Below are 17,071 nucleotides of genomic sequence, written 5' to 3'. Positions count from 1 at the left end.
GCGAATCACCGATAGATAGATGTCCTCATATGATGGAGTATTGTCGCAAGCCCCCGGAAGAAGCCCGCATAAGCCTTAACTATGACACACGAATCGGTGGAAGGAGTACGAAACATGTCCACCCCGAAAATCGCACTCCAAGTCATCAGTTCCGGCATCTTGCCCGACGACGTCCTGATGCTCGGAGAATCGCTGATGAAGCAGTCGAAAATACCGGCGCAGCAGCAGTTGACCCTTCAATTCGGATCGTTTCGGCACTCGGTCACGATCGTCCCGGTCCCGCGTTATCAAGGAATGCGGGTCAGCCAAACGCTCGCGCGCAGAATGGGCATATTCGGCGGAATTCGCCTTCGCGTTCAATACCGTTCGGCAGCACGAACGGTCGCGCTCGGCCCTCTGATCGGCGTGCTTGTCAGCCGGGTCATGCCGGAACACCCGGATAAGCCGTTTGGGGATATCACGATGTTCTGCCGGGAGGTAACGGAGGCTTGCCGGAGCCAGGGCGCTCACGTTTACTTTTTTACCCCTGCTGCGATCCGGCCGAATGTGTCCGCTGTGGAAGGCTGGGTGTATACAAAGGGCTGGCAGCGCTTGACGCTCCCCGCGCCGGATGTCATGAATAACCGGCTGACCACGCGCAAGCTGGAGAACCAGCCGGAGGTGCAGCAGTTCATGAGGGACATCAAAACCCGCTATGGCGCCAAGGTTTTTAATGAAAAATTTCTGGACAAATCCGAAGTGTTCGATGCTTTGAAAAAAGACGGCTCTTTACAGAGATACTTACCCGAATCGCATTCTCTGAATAACTTTGCAATGTTGAAAAGCATGTGTTCCAAGTATGGCACGGTCTTTCTAAAACCCGTAACAGGCAGTTTGGGTAAAGGAATCATCCGTATTTCCCGCTTCGGCGACGGCTGGCAGGCCTCTCATGCTACGGTGAGCGGAACGAAAAGACAAATATTCAGCAGCCTGGCGAAGCTCTACTCGTCGATCGCCGAGAAGGTAAAATCCGTGCGCTATCAGATTCAGCAGGGCCTTAGTCTAATGGAGATCGGCGCTCGTCCCGTCGATTTCCGCGCTCTGACGCAAAAGGACGCCAAGGGCAATTGGGTGACAACCTCCATTGTCAGCCGCACCGCGAACACCGATCATTTCGTCTCGAACCTGGCAAGGGGCGGCACTCTATCCACGGTAAAGGCCACCGTCGCCAACTCCAACCTTCCGGCCATGATCCGGGCGGATGCTTTTCGGCGTTTGCGGGCCGCTGCGCTGGACATCGCTCGAGGAATCGATACTTATATCCCGGCGCACTTCGGCGAGCTGGGCATCGATTTGGCCCTGGATTCCTCAGGCCGCGTCTGGCTGCTCGAAGTCAACTCCAAGCCGTCCAAGAATGACAATACCCCATTACATGAAGGGAAAATCCGCCCGTCTGTGCGGACGATGATTCGATATGCCCGTTATATATCCGGTTTCTGAAACGACGCCTGTTCTTGGAATAGCCGTATGTGAACGTAACAAAACGCCCCCGTTCGCGGAAAGCCGCTACATCCGGCGTCTGATGGCGAAGGCTGCTGCGATGGGTTTGGATGTGTTTCCTTTTGCGCCTTGGACATGGGATGAACGGAGCGGCACCGTTAAAGGTTGGCAGTGGAACGATCGGGAACAGAGCTGGCAATCGTATGTGCGTAAACTGCCGGCCGTCGTTTACGACCGTTCATGGCCTGACAACGAAACGGAGAGACACCGGTTCCGCGCGGCCCTTTATCGGCTAACCGCTGAAAAAAAGCTGACGCTCCTCAACGGTCGACTGCCTAACAAAGCGGAAGTGCATGCCCTTTTGTCGCGGGATGCCGAGCTCAGCCCCTTGCTGCCCGAAACGGAGGTTTACCAAGATGCCTCAACACTCGCCTCCTGGCTGGCCCGGCACGTTAACGGGGTTTTTCTTAAACCGGTTGACGGAAGCCAAGGACGGCGAACCTTGTCCGTCACCCGCAGCTCCGACGGGACGGTGCTGCTCCAGGGCCGAACGGCACACAATCGATCCTTCCGTCTCTTGTGCCCTGAACAGCCGACAGCTCTAGAACGGCTGCACAAATGGATCGGCAAACGGACCTATATTATGCAGCCAACGCTGGATTTGCGGGGCCTCGCGGGGGAACCGTTCGATTTGCGTGCCTTGATGCAAAAGAACGGCCGGGGACACTGGGTTACAACCGGGATCGCAGCCCGGTGCGGCGCTCCGGGCACCGTAACCGCGAACCTGCATGGAGGCGGACACGCGGCGCCCGGCAATGAAGTTTTATCCGCACTCTTCGGCGAAGCCCATAGTGCAGATTTAATGCAGGACATACAAAAATTCGGCTTAATGATGGTTAACCGGTTAGAACAAAATTTTGGGCGATTCGCTGAAATCGGGTTGGACTTCGGTGTCGACCGGGCGGGCCGGTTATGGTTTCTGGAGGCAAACTCCAAACCCGGCCGCGGCGCAATGCATTGCGCCGGCGGCGAGGCCGCAGCACAAGCTGAGACATTGCCGCTTTTATATGCCCGATCTATCCTGCTTCGACCACCTGGGAGGGTAATTCATGAGTTTGACCATCTGTAACGTCCATTTCACACAGCAGCCGGAACGAATCGTATGGTTTTCCAGCCCGCTTGCCAAGCTGCTTAAGCTGGGCGGACGTAAATCGGTTAACGTCAAGCTCGGCCGTGATATCGTACCCGCCGCTGTAAGAACCATCAACCGCAAAGGCCATCATGTGTATATGTCTGCCGGGCTTCGGCGTTCCGTACGGATTCCCATCTCCGGCAACGTTTATTTGACCAAAGTAGCAGCGGAAGAAATAAAGCTCGGACCCTTGATCGGCATACTGACGGACAGCAGCCACAGTTCCTCCACTTCCCCGTTCGGGGAACGGACCGGCTTCGTCAAGCAGCTGCTGCATCTCGGAAAAAAAAGAGCTTACTTCTTCGGCTTCACACCTCGCGACATTAATTGGCATCAGGAGACCGTACACGGCTGGTTTCTCGACAATGCGGGCAACTGGATTCGCCGAATCGTTCCGCTGCCTGATGTCGTCTATAATCGACTTCCTAATCGAAGGGCCGAAAACGGAGTTGTAATTACAGCGCTGAGGGAACGTTTTATCAGAAAACAAATCCCGTTTTTCAACTGGAGCTTCTTCAACAAGTCCGACGTATACAAGCTGCTCGATAAAGATCCGGAGGCGCTGCGCCATCTCCCGGAATCCGTGGACAATCCGGATTCGGAAAGGATTAAAGAGCTCCTTGAGAAGCATCAATTTCTGTATTACAAACCCACAGCCGGCAGTCTTGGAATCGGAATCTACCGGCTTACCTATCATCCGCGCAAAGGTTATTTCATCCGTTACAGGCGAAACGGAAGCAATGTCCTGCTGCGTTTCAGCAATTTTGCCAGCTTGATGAGAATGCTACGCGCGCGTCATGGGAGCGATCTGAGTCATTATGTCGTCCAGCAGGGCATACGGTTGGTCGAGATCGACAACTGCCCGATCGACTTCCGTTTTCACATGCACAAGGATGGGCGCAATCAATGGGTCGTTGCCGGCATTGGAGCCAAAAAGGCCGGCCGGGGCAGCGTTACGACGCATATCAAAAACGGGGGATCGCTAATGACGCCGGAGCAGGCGTTGGGCCGAACGTTCGGTCCGCGTGCGAACGATGTGCTCCGGGAAGCGAAAGACATTGCGGTTAAGCTGTCGGAAGCCATTGAGCGCAATTACTCGCACGCCCTTGGCGAGCTTGGGCTGGATATCGGGATCGACAGGGAGGGCGGCGTATGGATGTTCGAAGCGAATGCGAAGCCCGGACGATCCATTTTCAAACATCCGGCATTAAAAGAGCAAGGAAAAGCCTCGCTTGAATATATACTGGATCACTGCCTGTATTTGAGTAAGTTCCGCAGGAGGGATGGATCTTGAGGATTCTTAAATCTCTTTTGCCACATTCCAGCGTTTCCGAGCCGGCAGTTGACAAACCAGTGGTCGCAATTCTTACCATTGAGGACGACACTCAGCTATTCCGCGGCAACCGGAGCAATTTCGTCGATTTGCTCCGCACCGGACAGCAGATGGGTATCGTGACCTACGTGGTTACGGTCAAAAGCATGAAGCTTAATGCTGCGCGCATCCAGGGCTTTACTGTACCGGAAAGCCACCGACTCCTGGGTTAAAACATGGTTTCCCAGGCCGACCATCATCTACAACCGGATTCCGCAGAGAGAGGACGAACGCCTTCCCCACGTCAAACGAAAGCTTGCGGCCATCGCGCGTGATCCGGATATCCGACTGTTCAACCGACGCTTTTTTAACAAATGGTCATTGTTCCAATGGCTCCATGAAAACAGCGCAACAAAAGCATATATACCCGAAACAAAGAAATTGACGGAACCGGAAGTTCTGTCCAAGCTTCTTACGAAACACCGTTTGCTGTACTTGAAACCGGTTCGCGGCAAAGCCGGCGTCGGGATCATGACCGTGAAGGTGCAGCCGGAGAAAAAGATGCCGTACCGCCTGCAAATTCAGGAGGAAAAAGGCAGCAAAACGTATCACTGTGCCAGCCTGAAGACCGTCTGGGCCAAGGTATCCAGCCAATCCGAAGCGCTTGGCGAGCCTTACATCGCACAGCAGGGCATTACGTTGGCTGCAGTGAACGAACGGCCTTTTGATTTGAGGGCGCTGGTCCAGAAAAACAGCCGCGGCAAATGGGAGCTGACCGGGTTTGGAGCCCGGGTGGCCGGCGACTCGAGCATAACGACGCATGTTCCGCGCGGAGGTTACATCGACGACCCGCAAAAACTTCTCGTATCGATCTTCGGCCAGGAAAAGGCTCGTAAGGTGCTGCGAAAAGTGAAAAACACCACACTCAAGGTCGCCCGCCAAATCGAACGTTCTTCCGACGGGAGCCTGTGCGAGATGTCCATGGATCTCGGTGTGGATCAGACCGGCCACGTCTGGTTTTTCGAAGCCAATTCCAAACCTATGAAATTTGATGAGCCTCATATCCGGAACAAATCGTTACAGAGAATTTTTCAATACAGCGTTTTTCTCCACCGTCACGGTTCCCGGCAAGAGCATAAGGGAGGTTTGCACCTTGAGCGCGACAAACGCATGGCGATTGCTGAGTCCCGATAAGCAGGGCCGTTGGCTAGCGGGAATCATTTACGCGGCAAACTTCGGTGAAGGCGCATGTATGGCTGCGATCCATCCGGCGCTGCCGACCGGGAGGTGACCGAGCGTGTCAAAGCCGGTTGTCGGTATTCTGACCCTGTATTTAAACGATCGCAAGGCGCTGGAGGAACGGCCGATTTACGAAAAAATGATAACTGCCGGCGCCAGGATGGGTATGAAGATTTTCGTGTATACCCCTGAAGATGTCGCCGAAGACGACCAACGCATCCGGGCTTTGATATACAAACCCGCAGCGAAACGATGGACCAAGCGGTGGGTACGGCCGCCTGAAATCATATACGATCGCTGCCGCTACCAAAAAAGCCGGCGTTTCGAGCAGCTGCTCGCTTACCGTAAACGTAATTCCCACCTTACTTTTCTGAACCGGCCGCTGCGAAATAAATGGACGGTGCATCGAACCCTCGCCGATGTCTCCGCTCTCAGGTCACATCTTCCCGAAACCCGGCTCTTTCAATCTCCGGATGATGTGAAGTCCTTGCTTAAGAAGTTCGTAACCGTCTACTTGAAACCCATTAACGGAACAGGCGGGCGCGGCATCTTGCGCATCGACAGGCAGAAGGACGGGACGCTGCTGCTGCAAGGACGTAATCATTCACGCAGTATCGTCCAGCCCAGACGGATATCACGGAGCAGCCTCGCAATCGTTCTGGGTGCCTGGGATATGCATGGGGACCATTATATCGTTCAGCAAGGTTTAAATATCAAGCTGCCCAACGGACGTATTCACGATTATCGCATGCTTGTGCAGAAGAACGGATCCGGGGAGTGGGAAGTGACCGGATGTGCGGGACGCGTGGGTCCGCTTCGGAGCGTCACTTCCAACCTCCACGGCGGAGGAGCGGCCGTTCCAATGAACAACTTGCTGCGGCAATGGATCGAGAGCGAGGAAACCATCAACGAGATCCGGACGAAAGCCGAATCGTTCGGCGTCAAGGTTGCCCGACATCTGGAATCCTCTTATGGCGCGCTGTGCGAGCTGGCACTGGATCTGGCAATAGACAGAAAGGGCCGGATCTGGCTCATCGAGGTAAATCCGAAACCGGCGCGTGAGGTGTTCATTAGAGCGGGAGAGAGCGAGGTTTATCAGAAGGCCATACTACGCCCCATCGAATACGCGCTTTGGGTACACCGGCAGCAGACTTCTAAGGCTCACAGTTTACAAGTATCCGACGATACGCCGGATAACTCGGGTGACCCCGGCAATCTCACCGAGCCTCAGGAAGCTTCACCTGACGGCAGCCAACATACGAACCTGCTAGGTGCCTCAGAATAAGCAATGCCGGCTAGCGGGCCTCAGGCCCGCTTTGTTGCTTAGGCATTAATGTCAGAAGCTCCGGGAACGATCGGATCACCGCGTCCGCCCCATCCAGTTCGCCGTCACGCCGAAATCCGGCATAATCACAGCCCACGACGTACAAGCCATTGCTTTTTCCGGCTTCGACATCCGATGACCGGTCTCCGACCATCCACGCTTGCTCAACCCTGTAGGTGTCGAGCAGCTTCCGTACCAGATCGACCTTGGAGGCGGTGGCATATTCGCCTGCGCTGTAAATGCCTTCGAACCAGGCCGCTATCCCGTTTACTGCCGGTACGCCTTTTACATATTCCTCTAGTCCGTTACTGGCGATGAACAGCCGCATACCGCGATTCCGCAGCTCAGTTAGCGTTTCGATTACGCCGGGGTACAAGCGCCCGCGCCCCCCTTCCAGCTCTTCCATCTCATAGAGCAGCAGCAGCTCGTTAGCGCGCGCATGAGCTTCCGGCGAACCGTCCGGCATCACCCTTTTCCAAATATCCGTAAGCAGCATCCCCAATGATCCCAGTAACCTATCGATCGGCGGTGTCGGCTTTATGTACAACCCCTCATTACGAAGCTGCCCGAACACCCTCTGATGTACGGTTTCCAGCAGCGTTTCGGTTTGAAACAAGGTACCGTCCAGATCGAAAATAACGGCTTGCGGCAGTGGTGGCGTATTATTCCGGCTCATGTACATCTCCTACAATTTTTCTCTCATCATACCGTAAATCAGTGTTGACCAAAAGGATGGGCCACGCCCATACGGAGTACGTGGTTACAGCTCCTTTGTTCGATATCCCCGTCGGTCAGGAAGGTATCCTTGCTAAACCTCTTTGTTCGGTATCCCCGCCAGTCAGGAAGGTATCCTTGCTGAACCTCTTTGTTCGGTATCCCCGTCGGTCAGGGTGGCATCCTTGCTCAAAGTCATTATCAACATCCCGCTGGCAAGGAATTTTTTTTCTACCCATACTTGAAATAAGAACATATGTTTGGTAAAATGTATTTACAGGAACATACGTTCGTTTAGTGAGGTGGTTGATTGTGTCTATGGATGAACTTACGTTTGAGGGTGTCTCCAGCCGCTTTGACAAGGAGGAGGTGTGTGCGGAATTCTTGTTCGACGCTAAGTGGCCGGATGGCTTCAGATGCCCGCGTTGCAATCATTCCCATGCTTATATCATCTCTACCCGAAGAATACCTCTTTACGAATGTGCAGCTTGCCGGGCGCAGACTTCCTTGATCAAAGGCACAGTTATGGAGGGCAGCCGCACACCTTTACGCCTTTGGTTCCAGGCTATCTTCCTGCATGCTCGGCCGGCGGGCATTAATGCGCTGCAATTATCCAGAATCATAGGCGTGACATACAAGACTGCTTGGCTGATCTGCCACAAAATTCGTCATACCATGAGTGAAGCGGATGTTCAAGAAATGTTGAGCGGGCTCGTGCGGATATCGGATGCGGTATATAGCAGCAGATACTCTCCTTTTTTCGACTGGCACAACCAGGAACAGCCTCTCATCATCGGAGCATCGGAGAACAAAGACAGGGAACTCATACATATTAAAATAAAAAAACAATGCAAGAAACAGCAGCGAAGCGTTTTTGCTTCATTTGACACTGCACCATTCATCCGCGACTTTGTGGATACTAATGCGGTTATCAAAACAGTCGTTACACGGCGTATCGGCAAAAGGGTAAACAGAACGCTGATGCGGATCTGTGAGGAGGCTGAACGTTGGCTTGCCTGGACTTTTAGAGGTATCGGACCTAAGCATTTACAAGTTTATCTCGACCATTATTGCTATATTTGGAACCGTCGCAAAAAGTCGATGTTTAACCTGCTTCTAAGAGATTGCTCTCTCATACCGGTCATAACCTATCCACAACTCACAAAACTCCCCGTAGCCCGTTCGGCAAGATTAGCACGTAATTCCGGTTTAATATCCCAAACCGCCAGTTGAGCTTCTTTGTAGTATGCTAGAATTTGTTTTTCCTCATGGCTTTGTTTTCGGACTTTGAAAACAAGTAAAGATATCCTGATATCGGCCTTATCATAAAACCTGAGCGAAAGGGATGCCGACAAAAGGGAGCCGCAGGTGCTGAGCTGCCAGGAGGCTGAACGGTGGCTTGCCTGGACTTTTCGAGGTCGGACCGAAAAGTGAAGCCGACTTCCGCGGATACGGAAATCGGCTTTGCACCCAGTGCTTATTAGATGTTGGACTCCCCGGATGTACCGGAGGTGATATCTTTTTTCATGGCCGTGTCGCCCTGCGCCAATCTTTTCAGCATTTGGTTTACGTCTACGCCTGTCAAGCGCCGACGGTTTCCGGCATTTTGGCGAGCAGGTCCGTAACGTAACCGGTCACCTTCCCTGCGCCGCCGCCTGTGCCGCTTCCGCCCCCGTCGACAATTACGATCTTCTCCGTTTTTGCCAGCGGCTCGGAGATGGCGCGGGCGATGTCCGGCAATTTCTGGATGATGAGTTCAATCACAGCGGCTTCCCCGTATTTGCGGAGCGCATCGGCAATTTTGTCTTTCGCCTCGGCTTCCGCAAGACCCTTCAGCCGGATCACGTCGGCTTCCGCGGTTCCTTCGGCGCGCTCCTTATCGGCATTCGCGTTACCCGCCAGCCGAACCGCTTCCGCTTCCGCCTTTGCTTTGGCTTCGATCTGGTAACGGTCGGCTTCAGCCTTCTGTTCCTGAGCAAAGCGCTCCGCCTCCGCCTGCTTCTTCACCGTCGCCACAAGCTCCCGCTCTCGCCGGTCGATCTCTTTGGCTTCCAGCTCGATCTGCTTCTCCCGTTCAATGACTTGAATTTGCATTTCTTCCGCCTTGACCAGCTGCATCGTGCGGGCTTCTTGCAGCTTATAAGCCTGGTCGGCTTCCGCTTTCCTCATGTCCTGCTCCTGCTTGAACTCCGCCTTTTTCACTTCCATCTCTTTATGCGCTTCCGAAATATTCGTCTCAGCCGTAAACTCGGCTTTTTTGCCGTCTTCCAGCGCCTTGGACTTCGCGACCTGCTCATCGCGGTATGCGTTTGCTTTCGCGATTTCCGCATCTCTTTTCACCGAGGCGATTTGCGGCTGACCGAGGGCTTCCAGATAACCGTTTTTGTCTCTGACGTCACGAATGGTGAAGGAAACGATTTGCAGACCCATTTTATTCAAGTCGCTTGCCGCCACCTCTTGCACATTCTTGGCGAACTCTTCCCGGTTGCGGTATACGTCTTCGACGGTCATCGTGCCCAATATGGCCCGAAGATGACCTTCCATGGTCTGGGTTGCGATCCCCTTGAGCTCCTCATCCGGTTTCCCGAGGAACTGCTCGGCGGCAGTGGAGATGGATTCCTGGTCCCCTTTGATTTTGATTTGCGCGACGCCGTCGACCATTACCGGAACGCCGTGCATCGTATAGACTTCGGGAGTATGTATATCAATTGTCTGTACTTGAAGCGAAAGAAAAGAAGCGCTTTGAACAACGGGCCAGAGAAATGTGCCGCCGGCTTTCACAATTTTCATACCGTCGCCCGTCAAAGCTCCCGTCACGATCATGGCCTCATCCGCCTTAACGGTACGGTAACGGGAAGCGAAAACAACGATAAGCAGAATAATGACGATGACAATACCTACCGGAATATAGACCGTTGCCAAATGAATTCTCCCTTTCATGGTTCGATTATGTAATCAGATTTCCTTCACCACGAACGTTCCTGCCATCTCGTCCAAGATCCGTACCTGGGAACCTTGCGGAATGAACGCGCCCTCCTCCGCCTTAGCAGGAGCACTGTGGCGCACGCCGCCCTGCTCATAGACGATTTCGCCCAAACGCTTCGCTTCAATAGAGGTGACGACTTTGGCTTCGCATCCGATCATCTTTTTTCGCGGAAAGCGCCTGTCCTTTCTGTGCGGCATAGAGCGGTATAACCACTAGGAACAGCACGGTACAAGATACTGCTAAAGCCGCCAAAAGCGACAAGCCTGCTGCCGGCAAAACGGGCAATCCTGTCGTGTGCAGCAGGATGTAGCCGATACCGCCGAACACAGTCAGAAACGCGGCAATAATTGTCGGTGACAGGTACGGCAATTCGCCTGCATGAAAATCGAGCCCGAACAAGCCGCCAAAAACTGCCGACAAAACCGCGTATCCGACTCCTATCGCAAAAAATGACAATCATTAACGTTTCCACTACATACCTCCTCTTCAAATTAAAATGGTATCTATGAACTAGTACGCAGGCAAGAATGGTAAGTTTCTCCTTTTTTTGTGAAAATAAATAACCCATTCCAAGAGATCGAGGAAGGGGTTATGTACAGTAAGCGGACCCGCTCAATAAACCTTTTTGTGCTCCCGGTCGGCCTTGAGAATCTCCACCGCTTCCTTAAAGCGCATGGAGTGAATGATTTCACGCTCCCGTAAAAACTTCAATCCATCCTGCAAATCGACATCGTCCGTCATATCTATCAACCATTGATAGGTGGCCCGGGCTTTCTCCTCGGCGGCTATGTCCTCGTATAGATCGGCGATCGGGTCTCCTTTGGCCTGGATGTAAGCCGCAGTCCACGGGAAGCCTTCCGGATCACGATAGATGAACGCATGATCGTGTCCGGCATAGTTCGCTCCGAGACCGGCCGCTTCCAGCTGTTCCACATTGGCGTCCTTCGTAAGTTTGTAAATCATGGTAGCAATCATCTCGAGATGAGCGAATTCTTCCGTGCCGATATCCGTCAACAAGCCGATCACTTTGTCCGGAATCGCGTAGCGCTGATTGAGATAGCGCAAAGCGGCTGAAAGTTCACCGTCAGCGCCGCCGTACTGCTCCAACAAATAACGGGCCATTCGGGGATCGCATTTGCTCACTTTTACCGGATACTGCAGCTTTTTCTCATAGATCCACATCTCTTCGCCCCCTCATTAAACCTGCCATGGCCAGGGGGTTTCAATCCACTGCCATGGATATCGGGTATAGCTGTGGCCGAAATGCATGAGAGGTCCATATTTCAGCTCGAATGCCGCGCACATTTGCAGACGCCGCTGCGCCAGCTGGTTGTATTGCTGCACGGCCTGCATATCCGCGGGATGGGTGTCCAGATACAAATTTAACTCTACCAGTGCGAAATCGACCTTTTGCAGTTCCATCAGTTCTCTCCGGTAAATTTCATCACCCCGGGCACGCTCTTCCGGGTTGACGGTGCCTTCCGCTTTGCCGGAGTCGGCGAGATCCTCCCTCACCTCATTGTCAGCCATTGACGGTCACTCCTTTTGGCGATCGCCGGGATGGATATGGACTGTAAAGCGCAGGCCAAAGCGTCCCTCGGAATAAAGCTTCATCTAACGAGAATTGCGGCAGATTCATCGGCTGATACGGAATATATTGGTTGGGGGGCACGATATACCTTTTGACCCGTACGGGAGGGCACGGATCGCAATGGCTGACATAAGGCCGCCACTCCCGCCACTGTGCGTCATACATGAGTGATTTCCTCCTTTGTTCGTTGTGCCGTAAAGAAAATACGTGCGATTGATCTCCGGTTTTATCCTATGCGTCTACCGATTGTCCTCAGACTGTCGAACATCCTGAAACGCAAACACCCCGGAAATCTCCATATCGGAGAATTCCGGGGCGCCGCGTCAGTCTGTATTCATTACTGAAACTTGATCTTGAAATCGAACAATCCGGCCTTGCGCATGGCCATGAACACAATGACCACGATAGGGCCCAGGAAAACACCGACGACGCCCACCAGCGCATAACCCACATACAGGCTAATTAAGGCGGAGAGGGCTCCGATCCCAACGGCGTCTCCAAGAATTTTGGGTTCCACCACCCTGCGCACAACCGTAATGACCAGGAACAACAGTATTAAACCCACACCGGTAAATACATCTCCAACAACAAGTTGATAGATTGCCCATGGAACCAGCACGGACCCCGTACCCAGGACGGGCAGAATATCAACGACGACAATCAGAAGCGCAATGGCCAGGGGATAGCCCGTACCGAGAATCAGCAATCCGGTGAACGATAAGATGTAGGTCAGCATGCTGAGCAGAAGCTGGGCGCGCAGAAAACCGAAAACGGATTTTCGCAGGCTTTCGAGAACTTGCTCTACTTGCTGACGGGATTTATCTTCAAACAGTGATAAAAACGATAATTTCATCATCGGCAGACTGAGAGTGAACAAATAGACGGCAACCAAGAACACGATGAAAAAGATGAACATATTCGGAATAGCGGATGCGAAGCCGAGAAAAGCTCGGGAAATGTTGCCCGCAAGCTGCGTTACAGCGCCTCCGATTCTGCCCAGCCAATCGGTCAGTTCGTCCGGATGCGGCGCCGCCCCGTCTTTGGAGTATGATTGTAATTGCTCCAGCAGATTTACAATGTAATTGTTCGCGTCTTCAAGCATCTGGGGCAGCTTGGAAAAGAAATTGCCCAGTTCGCTGACGATTTTCATTCCCAGCAATGACATTAATCCCACCAATATAAGAGTGAAACCCGTGCTGGAAATCGTGGAAGCCGCCAATCGGTTCATGCGCGTGCGCTTCATGAGGAATGTCGTTAACGGCTCAAGAAAAATAGCGGCAACCAAAGCAAGCAGGAACGGAGCTCCTACAGTAAACAGCAAGTACAAAAACCCAAGCGAAAATCCCATGAGCACAAGTGTGCGAATCGGCATCCGTCTACCCTCTCCCTAAAACGCGTACTACGCTACCGGTTATCCGGTTGTTCTTGATTCGGAGCCTGTTTCGCCGGTTCAGGCTTTTTACGGTAAATATGCACCCTTTGCACCCTTAAGCGCTCGGTCTCCGCGATTTCAAAAACATAGCCTTTGTAAATCACTTTCTGTCCTTTGGCGATATTTCCTTCCAGGTTGTTGAAAATCCAACCGCCGATCGTATCCACTTCTTCGTCTTCCATTTCCAGACCGAACAGATCGTTGACGTCCTCGATCAGCATGCGCCCTTCTACCGAGGTCACCTCGCCTTTAACGATAACATTGGGAAGTTCATCATCGAACTCGTCATGTATTTCGCCGACGATTTCCTCCATAATGCTCTCCGCGGTGAGCATCCCTGCCGTCCCGCCATATTCGTCAATGACAATGGCAAGCTGGGATTTCCTTTTCTGCATCATTTTCAGCACTTTGCCGATTTCCATCGACTCCGGCACGCTGAGAATCGGCCGTAAAAATTCCTTCAGGCTGTGTTCCTCATCAGGGTCCGACGTCAGGATGTCCGTGATATGTACAAACCCGATAATGTCATCTTTATCTTCTACGCAAACCGGGTAGCGAGTATGCTTTGTCTGATAAACGACCTTCATATTTTCTTCAAAAGAAAGGTTCGTGAACAAGCAGTCCATATCCGTTCGGGGAAGCATCACTTCCCGGGCCACCCGATCGGCGAACTCGAACACGTTATCGAACAACGTCATCTCGTCTTTGTCGATAATTCCGCTTTTGGCGCTTTCATCCATCAAAAGACGGATTTCTTCCTCGGTGTGCGCCGCCTCATGCTCGCCTACGGGCTCTACGCCAACCCACTTCAGCAGCTGTCGGGCCGCACCGTTCAACAGCCAGATTGCAGGAAGAAAAATCCGGTAGAACATCAGCAAAGGCCACGAGAGCCATAGCGATACGCCGACGGAGCGTTGAATGGCGAGAGACTTCGGCGCTAACTCCCCCAGAACGATATGCAAAAATGTGATGATACAGAAGCCTGTGATAAAAGCAATTGTGTGCACCACAGCGGGATCGCCCATGCCGGCGTTAGTCAATAAAGGTTGAACGATCAATTCGGCTATGGCCGGTTCTCCGACCCAACCCAAACCGAGAGAAGCCAAAGTGATGCCGAGTTGGGTTGCCGACAGATAGGCATCGAGCTTTTTTATTTACTTTTAACGCGTATTTGGCTTTTTTATTGCCTTCGTTGCTCAATTGGGTCAGACGGGATTGCCGCACCTTCACCAGCGCAAACTCCGACGCCACGAAAAAGCCGTTCATAAAAACGAGAAAAAAAAACAAGAAGAACATTCCAAAATATCGAACCCCATTCGAGCTCTACCAATTTGATTCCAACTCCTCCGTTTGTTCAAACCATGCTCGTCCTTAGTCTGTCTTGTCTCAGGGGAGTGCGCGTCTGTTTCTAAAATCGGTATCGCGGTAGTACATGTCCGACACCAATAAATTCGGGCCGCAGCAGCCGGCACCGGGACAATGACAGTTGACAGCCTGCTGCATCGGATGCTCCCGCCATCGGGCGAAAACATCGTCCAGCTTCTCATCCTTAACGTTGCCAAAAGACGGAATGGCCGCGAAGTCCGTTACATACACGTCCCCGCTAAATATATTTACATTTACCCGATTTCGTCCATCCGGATCATTTCTTACCGTAACATTAGTTTCCGCTGCGAGCCGTTTCACTAAACGGTGTTCCTCCGGATTTTCGCTGCAAGCGAAAAAAGGAAGGGTTCCGAAAAGCATCCAGATGTCAGGGTTTCGTTCATTAAGCAGGCTTGTCACCGCTTCCCGCATCTGATCGCGGCTGATCACAGGCAGATCGGATGCAAAAGAGCTGGGATACATCGGATGAACTTCATGCCGCTTGCAGCCCATTTCGTCGATCAGACGGTGGATCAGGGCTATCTTACCGTGCGTGCGGAAGTTGATCATCGACTCGGCGGAAACGAACAAGCCGCCTTCGGACAGCTTCCGGGCATTGTCCATCATGCGCTCGTACAATTTTTCGACAGCTTCATAGCGGATTTTGTTACCCGAGCGGGCGAATCCCACCCGGTGAAAATCTTCGGCCTCAGTGTAGTTAAATGAGATATGCATGACGTCCAAAAACGGCGCAATCCGTTCATAACGTTCGTAATCCAGCGTCACATTCGAATTAAGCTGAGAGCGGACGCCCCTCGCACGAGCGTATTTCAATATCGGAAGTAAAATGTTTCGTACCGTTTCCTCGCGCAAGGTCGGCTCCCCGCCCGTCAGACTGATCGTCTCCAGATGCTCAACCTCGTCCAGCCGCCGAAACAGCAGATCAAGGGGGATGTGGGGCGCTTCCGTCATCGTCAAGCTGTCACCTACGGCGCAATGCTCACACCGCATGTTACACAGATGGGTCACCGTTAATTCGACGCTGGTCAGTTCATGGCGTCCATACTGCTGCAACGAACGGATCGGATCCCACGGGTCGTACTCGGGAGATAAAGCTCTCCAGCCTGCCGGCGGTGCAAAAGGAGCCGCTGAGGCCGGAATCGTAAAACCTTGCATGTCAAATACTCCTGTCATCTCTAAAGTTACTATTTTATTGTACTTGTGAGCCGGCTTAAAAAGCAAACCAGCAAAAAAGGCCGCCCCCCAGCAGAGATTCTGCAAAGGGGCAGCCCGGACGGGTCACGCGGTCATCGGATTTACTGCGGTGCTCATCTGTACTTTCGTTATAACAATGCTCAGCTGCTTGGATAAATCCAGATCGAAAGGCTCAGAAAGCTCATGGCCTTCATGATCCGTAAGCACACGAACAATCGGGCGCTGCATATAAGAAGAGTTGATATCGACAACGACCGCAGTTTCTCCCGTACTCAGCTCCACGGTGACGCCGATCGGATATATCGCAACCTTGTCGCGGAACATCTTAAGCATATATGTATCGTATAAAGTGCCGCTGCCTGCGTATAAAGCTTCCACCGCCTGATGCGGAAGCATCGCATCCCGGTATACCCGCTGGCCGGTCATGGCTTCATAGGAATCTACGATTGCAATCCATTTGGCATACTCGTGAATCTCCGAACCCTTGATCCCGCGGGGATAACCGGACCCGTTCAGCCTTTCGTGGTGCTGATACGCGCAGTGAGCGGCCAGCAGGGGAATGTTGGGCTCATCCTTCAACAAATAGAAACCTCGTTCCGCGTGCCTCTTCATTTCTTCGAATTCATAAGAGGTCAACATTGCGGGCTTCAATAGAATCTGCATGGAAATTTGGGTTTTCCCAATATCGTGCAGCAATGCTCCCAGCCCCAAGGTGAGAAGCTGATCTTGATTGTACCCGTGAGCCATTCCGAGCAGCGTCGCATACACACATACGTTCAAAGAGTGTGCGTACAGGTAATGATCGACGGTTTGCAGATTCATCGTCATGATCATTGCATCCTTATTGCGGCTCAGATCATCGATTATGGAATGCATCACTTGCCTTAACGCGCGTCCTACGTAAGGATACGTAGTGGTTTTCCGTTTCGCGGGCTGATCGATGAATTCCCGGAAAACGGTACGGATCGTTTGAATGGAACGCTTCTGTGTCTCATCGCTTAAAATGTCAGGAATGATTACATCTGCAGTGCGTGGATCTTGAATGTATAAGAAGCTAATTCCGCATTCGCCCAATCGCCGGATCAGTGTCGAAGTCAATTCGACACCTTCCGCCAGGAGCACGACGCCATCATCGTTAAAGATTTTCTTAGCCAGCTTCATTCCCGGCCGACAAAGCGAAATCGGCATCATGCGCATCCGCTAAGCCCCCTCCTTCTCCATC

The 17,071-nt window shown here is 52.6% G+C and carries 18 protein-coding genes and 1 pseudogene; 8 read left to right on the top strand and 11 right to left on the bottom strand.

Going from position 1 to position 17,071, the window contains the following annotated elements:
* Window positions 1-114: 114 nt before the first annotated feature.
* The 7 genes from SD71_RS05945 to SD71_RS05925 are packed head-to-tail and all read left to right on the top strand — an operon-like array spanning window position 115 to window position 6,507.
* Window positions 115-1,479, top strand: a complete 1,365-nt coding sequence (locus tag SD71_RS05945; RefSeq protein WP_041060942.1) for a YheC/YheD family endospore coat-associated protein — start codon at window positions 115-117, stop codon at window positions 1,477-1,479.
* Window positions 1,454-2,608 (top strand): YheC/YheD family endospore coat-associated protein, encoded by a 1,155-nt coding sequence (locus tag SD71_RS05940; RefSeq protein ID WP_052476013.1) that lies wholly within the window; start codon window positions 1,454-1,456, stop codon window positions 2,606-2,608. The genes SD71_RS05945 and SD71_RS05940 overlap by 26 nt, the downstream gene beginning before the upstream one ends.
* Window positions 2,589-3,965 carry a YheC/YheD family endospore coat-associated protein gene (locus SD71_RS05935; RefSeq protein ID WP_041060940.1) on the top strand — a complete coding sequence of 459 codons (1,377 nt, stop codon included), beginning with the start codon at window positions 2,589-2,591 and terminating at the stop codon, window positions 3,963-3,965. Before SD71_RS05940 ends, SD71_RS05935 begins: the two co-directional genes overlap by 20 nt.
* A complete protein-coding gene (locus SD71_RS25830; RefSeq protein WP_326998708.1) occupies window positions 3,962-4,216 on the top strand; it encodes a hypothetical protein in 255 nt (84 codons plus the stop codon). Before SD71_RS05935 ends, SD71_RS25830 begins: the two co-directional genes overlap by 4 nt.
* Window positions 4,161-5,177 (top strand): YheC/YheD family endospore coat-associated protein, encoded by a 1,017-nt coding sequence (locus SD71_RS05930; RefSeq protein WP_326998707.1) that lies wholly within the window; start codon window positions 4,161-4,163, stop codon window positions 5,175-5,177. The genes SD71_RS25830 and SD71_RS05930 overlap by 56 nt, the downstream gene beginning before the upstream one ends.
* The gene (locus tag SD71_RS23875; protein WP_161793343.1) at window positions 5,137-5,274 is read left to right on the top strand and encodes a hypothetical protein; all 138 of its coding nucleotides are present in this window, start codon (window positions 5,137-5,139) and stop codon (window positions 5,272-5,274) included. The genes SD71_RS05930 and SD71_RS23875 overlap by 41 nt, the downstream gene beginning before the upstream one ends.
* A 6-nt stretch (window positions 5,275-5,280) precedes the next feature.
* Complete coding sequence (locus SD71_RS05925) at window positions 5,281-6,507, top strand: YheC/YheD family endospore coat-associated protein (protein WP_052476012.1); 1,227 nt, start codon at window positions 5,281-5,283, stop codon at window positions 6,505-6,507.
* Window positions 6,508-6,517: 10 nt separating this feature from the next.
* On the opposite strand, the gene SD71_RS05920 is transcribed toward SD71_RS05925, so the two are convergent.
* Entirely contained in the window at window positions 6,518-7,222 is a 705-nt protein-coding gene (locus SD71_RS05920) for an HAD family hydrolase (RefSeq protein ID WP_041060937.1), read from the bottom strand.
* Between the two features lie 356 nt (window positions 7,223-7,578).
* On the opposite strand from SD71_RS05920, the gene SD71_RS05915 reads away from it, so the two are divergent.
* Window positions 7,579-8,493 (top strand): transposase, encoded by a 915-nt coding sequence (locus SD71_RS05915; protein WP_052476011.1) that lies wholly within the window; start codon window positions 7,579-7,581, stop codon window positions 8,491-8,493.
* A gap of 348 nt (window positions 8,494-8,841) precedes the next feature.
* Here the strand turns inward: SD71_RS05915 and SD71_RS05910 are convergent, their stop codons facing one another.
* From SD71_RS05910 to SD71_RS05875, 10 genes and pseudogenes are all read right to left on the bottom strand, one after another.
* On the bottom strand, window positions 8,842-10,182 hold the full coding sequence (locus SD71_RS05910; protein ID WP_200889565.1) for a flotillin family protein: 1,341 nt from the start codon (window positions 10,180-10,182) through the stop codon (window positions 8,842-8,844).
* Window positions 10,183-10,215: 33 nt separating this feature from the next.
* Window positions 10,216-10,404 (bottom strand): hypothetical protein, encoded by a 189-nt coding sequence (locus SD71_RS23480; RefSeq protein ID WP_152619354.1) that lies wholly within the window; start codon window positions 10,402-10,404, stop codon window positions 10,216-10,218.
* Window positions 10,367-10,666, bottom strand: coding sequence for a hypothetical protein (locus SD71_RS05905; RefSeq protein ID WP_152619353.1), 300 nt, complete (start codon window positions 10,664-10,666; stop codon window positions 10,367-10,369). The genes SD71_RS23480 and SD71_RS05905 overlap by 38 nt, the downstream gene beginning before the upstream one ends.
* 192 nt (window positions 10,667-10,858) lie before the next feature.
* A complete protein-coding gene (locus SD71_RS05900; RefSeq protein ID WP_041060932.1) occupies window positions 10,859-11,428 on the bottom strand; it encodes a manganese catalase family protein in 570 nt (189 codons plus the stop codon).
* 15 nt (window positions 11,429-11,443) lie between these two features.
* Entirely contained in the window at window positions 11,444-11,668 is a 225-nt protein-coding gene (locus SD71_RS05895) for a spore coat protein CotJB (RefSeq protein WP_052476015.1), read from the bottom strand.
* A gap of 100 nt (window positions 11,669-11,768) precedes the next feature.
* Window positions 11,769-12,002 carry a spore coat associated protein CotJA gene (locus tag SD71_RS22910; protein WP_082034077.1) on the bottom strand — a complete coding sequence of 78 codons (234 nt, stop codon included), beginning with the start codon at window positions 12,000-12,002 and terminating at the stop codon, window positions 11,769-11,771.
* Window positions 12,003-12,174: 172 nt separating this feature from the next.
* Window positions 12,175-13,209: a sporulation integral membrane protein YtvI gene (gene ytvI, locus SD71_RS05890; protein WP_041060930.1), complete on the bottom strand. Its 1,035-nt coding sequence runs from the start codon at window positions 13,207-13,209 to the stop codon at window positions 12,175-12,177.
* 32 nt (window positions 13,210-13,241) lie between these two features.
* Window positions 13,242-14,599, bottom strand: a pseudogene (locus SD71_RS05885) (hemolysin family protein).
* Between the two features lie 56 nt (window positions 14,600-14,655).
* Complete coding sequence (gene yfkAB / locus SD71_RS05880; protein ID WP_052476010.1) at window positions 14,656-15,810, bottom strand: radical SAM/CxCxxxxC motif protein YfkAB; 1,155 nt, start codon at window positions 15,808-15,810, stop codon at window positions 14,656-14,658.
* Window positions 15,811-15,933: 123 nt separating this feature from the next.
* Window positions 15,934-17,046, bottom strand: coding sequence for an HD-GYP domain-containing protein (locus SD71_RS05875; RefSeq protein WP_052476009.1), 1,113 nt, complete (start codon window positions 17,044-17,046; stop codon window positions 15,934-15,936).
* Window positions 17,047-17,071 lie beyond the last annotated feature (25 nt).

This window comes from Cohnella kolymensis (genome assembly GCF_000829465.1).
GTDB classification, from domain to species: domain Bacteria; phylum Bacillota; class Bacilli; order Paenibacillales; family Paenibacillaceae; genus Cohnella; species Cohnella kolymensis.
Note: the sequence above shows the minus strand (reverse complement) of the source record. Positions and strands in the feature narration are given on the sequence as shown.

What these genes read in the sequence shown, in the direction of transcription:
- SD71_RS05920 (WP_041060937.1), bottom strand. Translation starts at nt 7,222, where the DNA reads ATGAGCCGGAATAATACGCCACCACTGCCGCAAGCCGTTATTTTCGAT.
- SD71_RS05935 (WP_041060940.1), top strand. Translation starts at nt 2,589, where the DNA reads ATGAGTTTGACCATCTGTAACGTCCATTTCACACAGCAGCCGGAACGA.
- SD71_RS05900 (WP_041060932.1), bottom strand. Translation starts at nt 11,428, where the DNA reads ATGTGGATCTATGAGAAAAAGCTGCAGTATCCGGTAAAAGTGAGCAAA.
- SD71_RS05940 (WP_052476013.1), top strand. Translation starts at nt 1,454, where the DNA reads ATGCCCGTTATATATCCGGTTTCTGAAACGACGCCTGTTCTTGGAATA.
- yfkAB (WP_052476010.1), bottom strand. Translation starts at nt 15,810, where the DNA reads ATGCAAGGTTTTACGATTCCGGCCTCAGCGGCTCCTTTTGCACCGCCG.
- SD71_RS05945 (WP_041060942.1), top strand. Translation starts at nt 115, where the DNA reads ATGTCCACCCCGAAAATCGCACTCCAAGTCATCAGTTCCGGCATCTTG.
- ytvI (WP_041060930.1), bottom strand. Translation starts at nt 13,209, where the DNA reads ATGCCGATTCGCACACTTGTGCTCATGGGATTTTCGCTTGGGTTTTTG.
- SD71_RS22910 (WP_082034077.1), bottom strand. Translation starts at nt 12,002, where the DNA reads ATGTATGACGCACAGTGGCGGGAGTGGCGGCCTTATGTCAGCCATTGC.
- SD71_RS05915 (WP_052476011.1), top strand. Translation starts at nt 7,579, where the DNA reads ATGGATGAACTTACGTTTGAGGGTGTCTCCAGCCGCTTTGACAAGGAG.
- SD71_RS05895 (WP_052476015.1), bottom strand. Translation starts at nt 11,668, where the DNA reads ATGGAACTGCAAAAGGTCGATTTCGCACTGGTAGAGTTAAATTTGTAT.
- SD71_RS23480 (WP_152619354.1), bottom strand. Translation starts at nt 10,404, where the DNA reads ATGATCGGATGCGAAGCCAAAGTCGTCACCTCTATTGAAGCGAAGCGT.
- SD71_RS05875 (WP_052476009.1), bottom strand. Translation starts at nt 17,046, where the DNA reads ATGCGCATGATGCCGATTTCGCTTTGTCGGCCGGGAATGAAGCTGGCT.
- SD71_RS05930 (WP_326998707.1), top strand. Translation starts at nt 4,161, where the DNA reads ATGCTGCGCGCATCCAGGGCTTTACTGTACCGGAAAGCCACCGACTCC.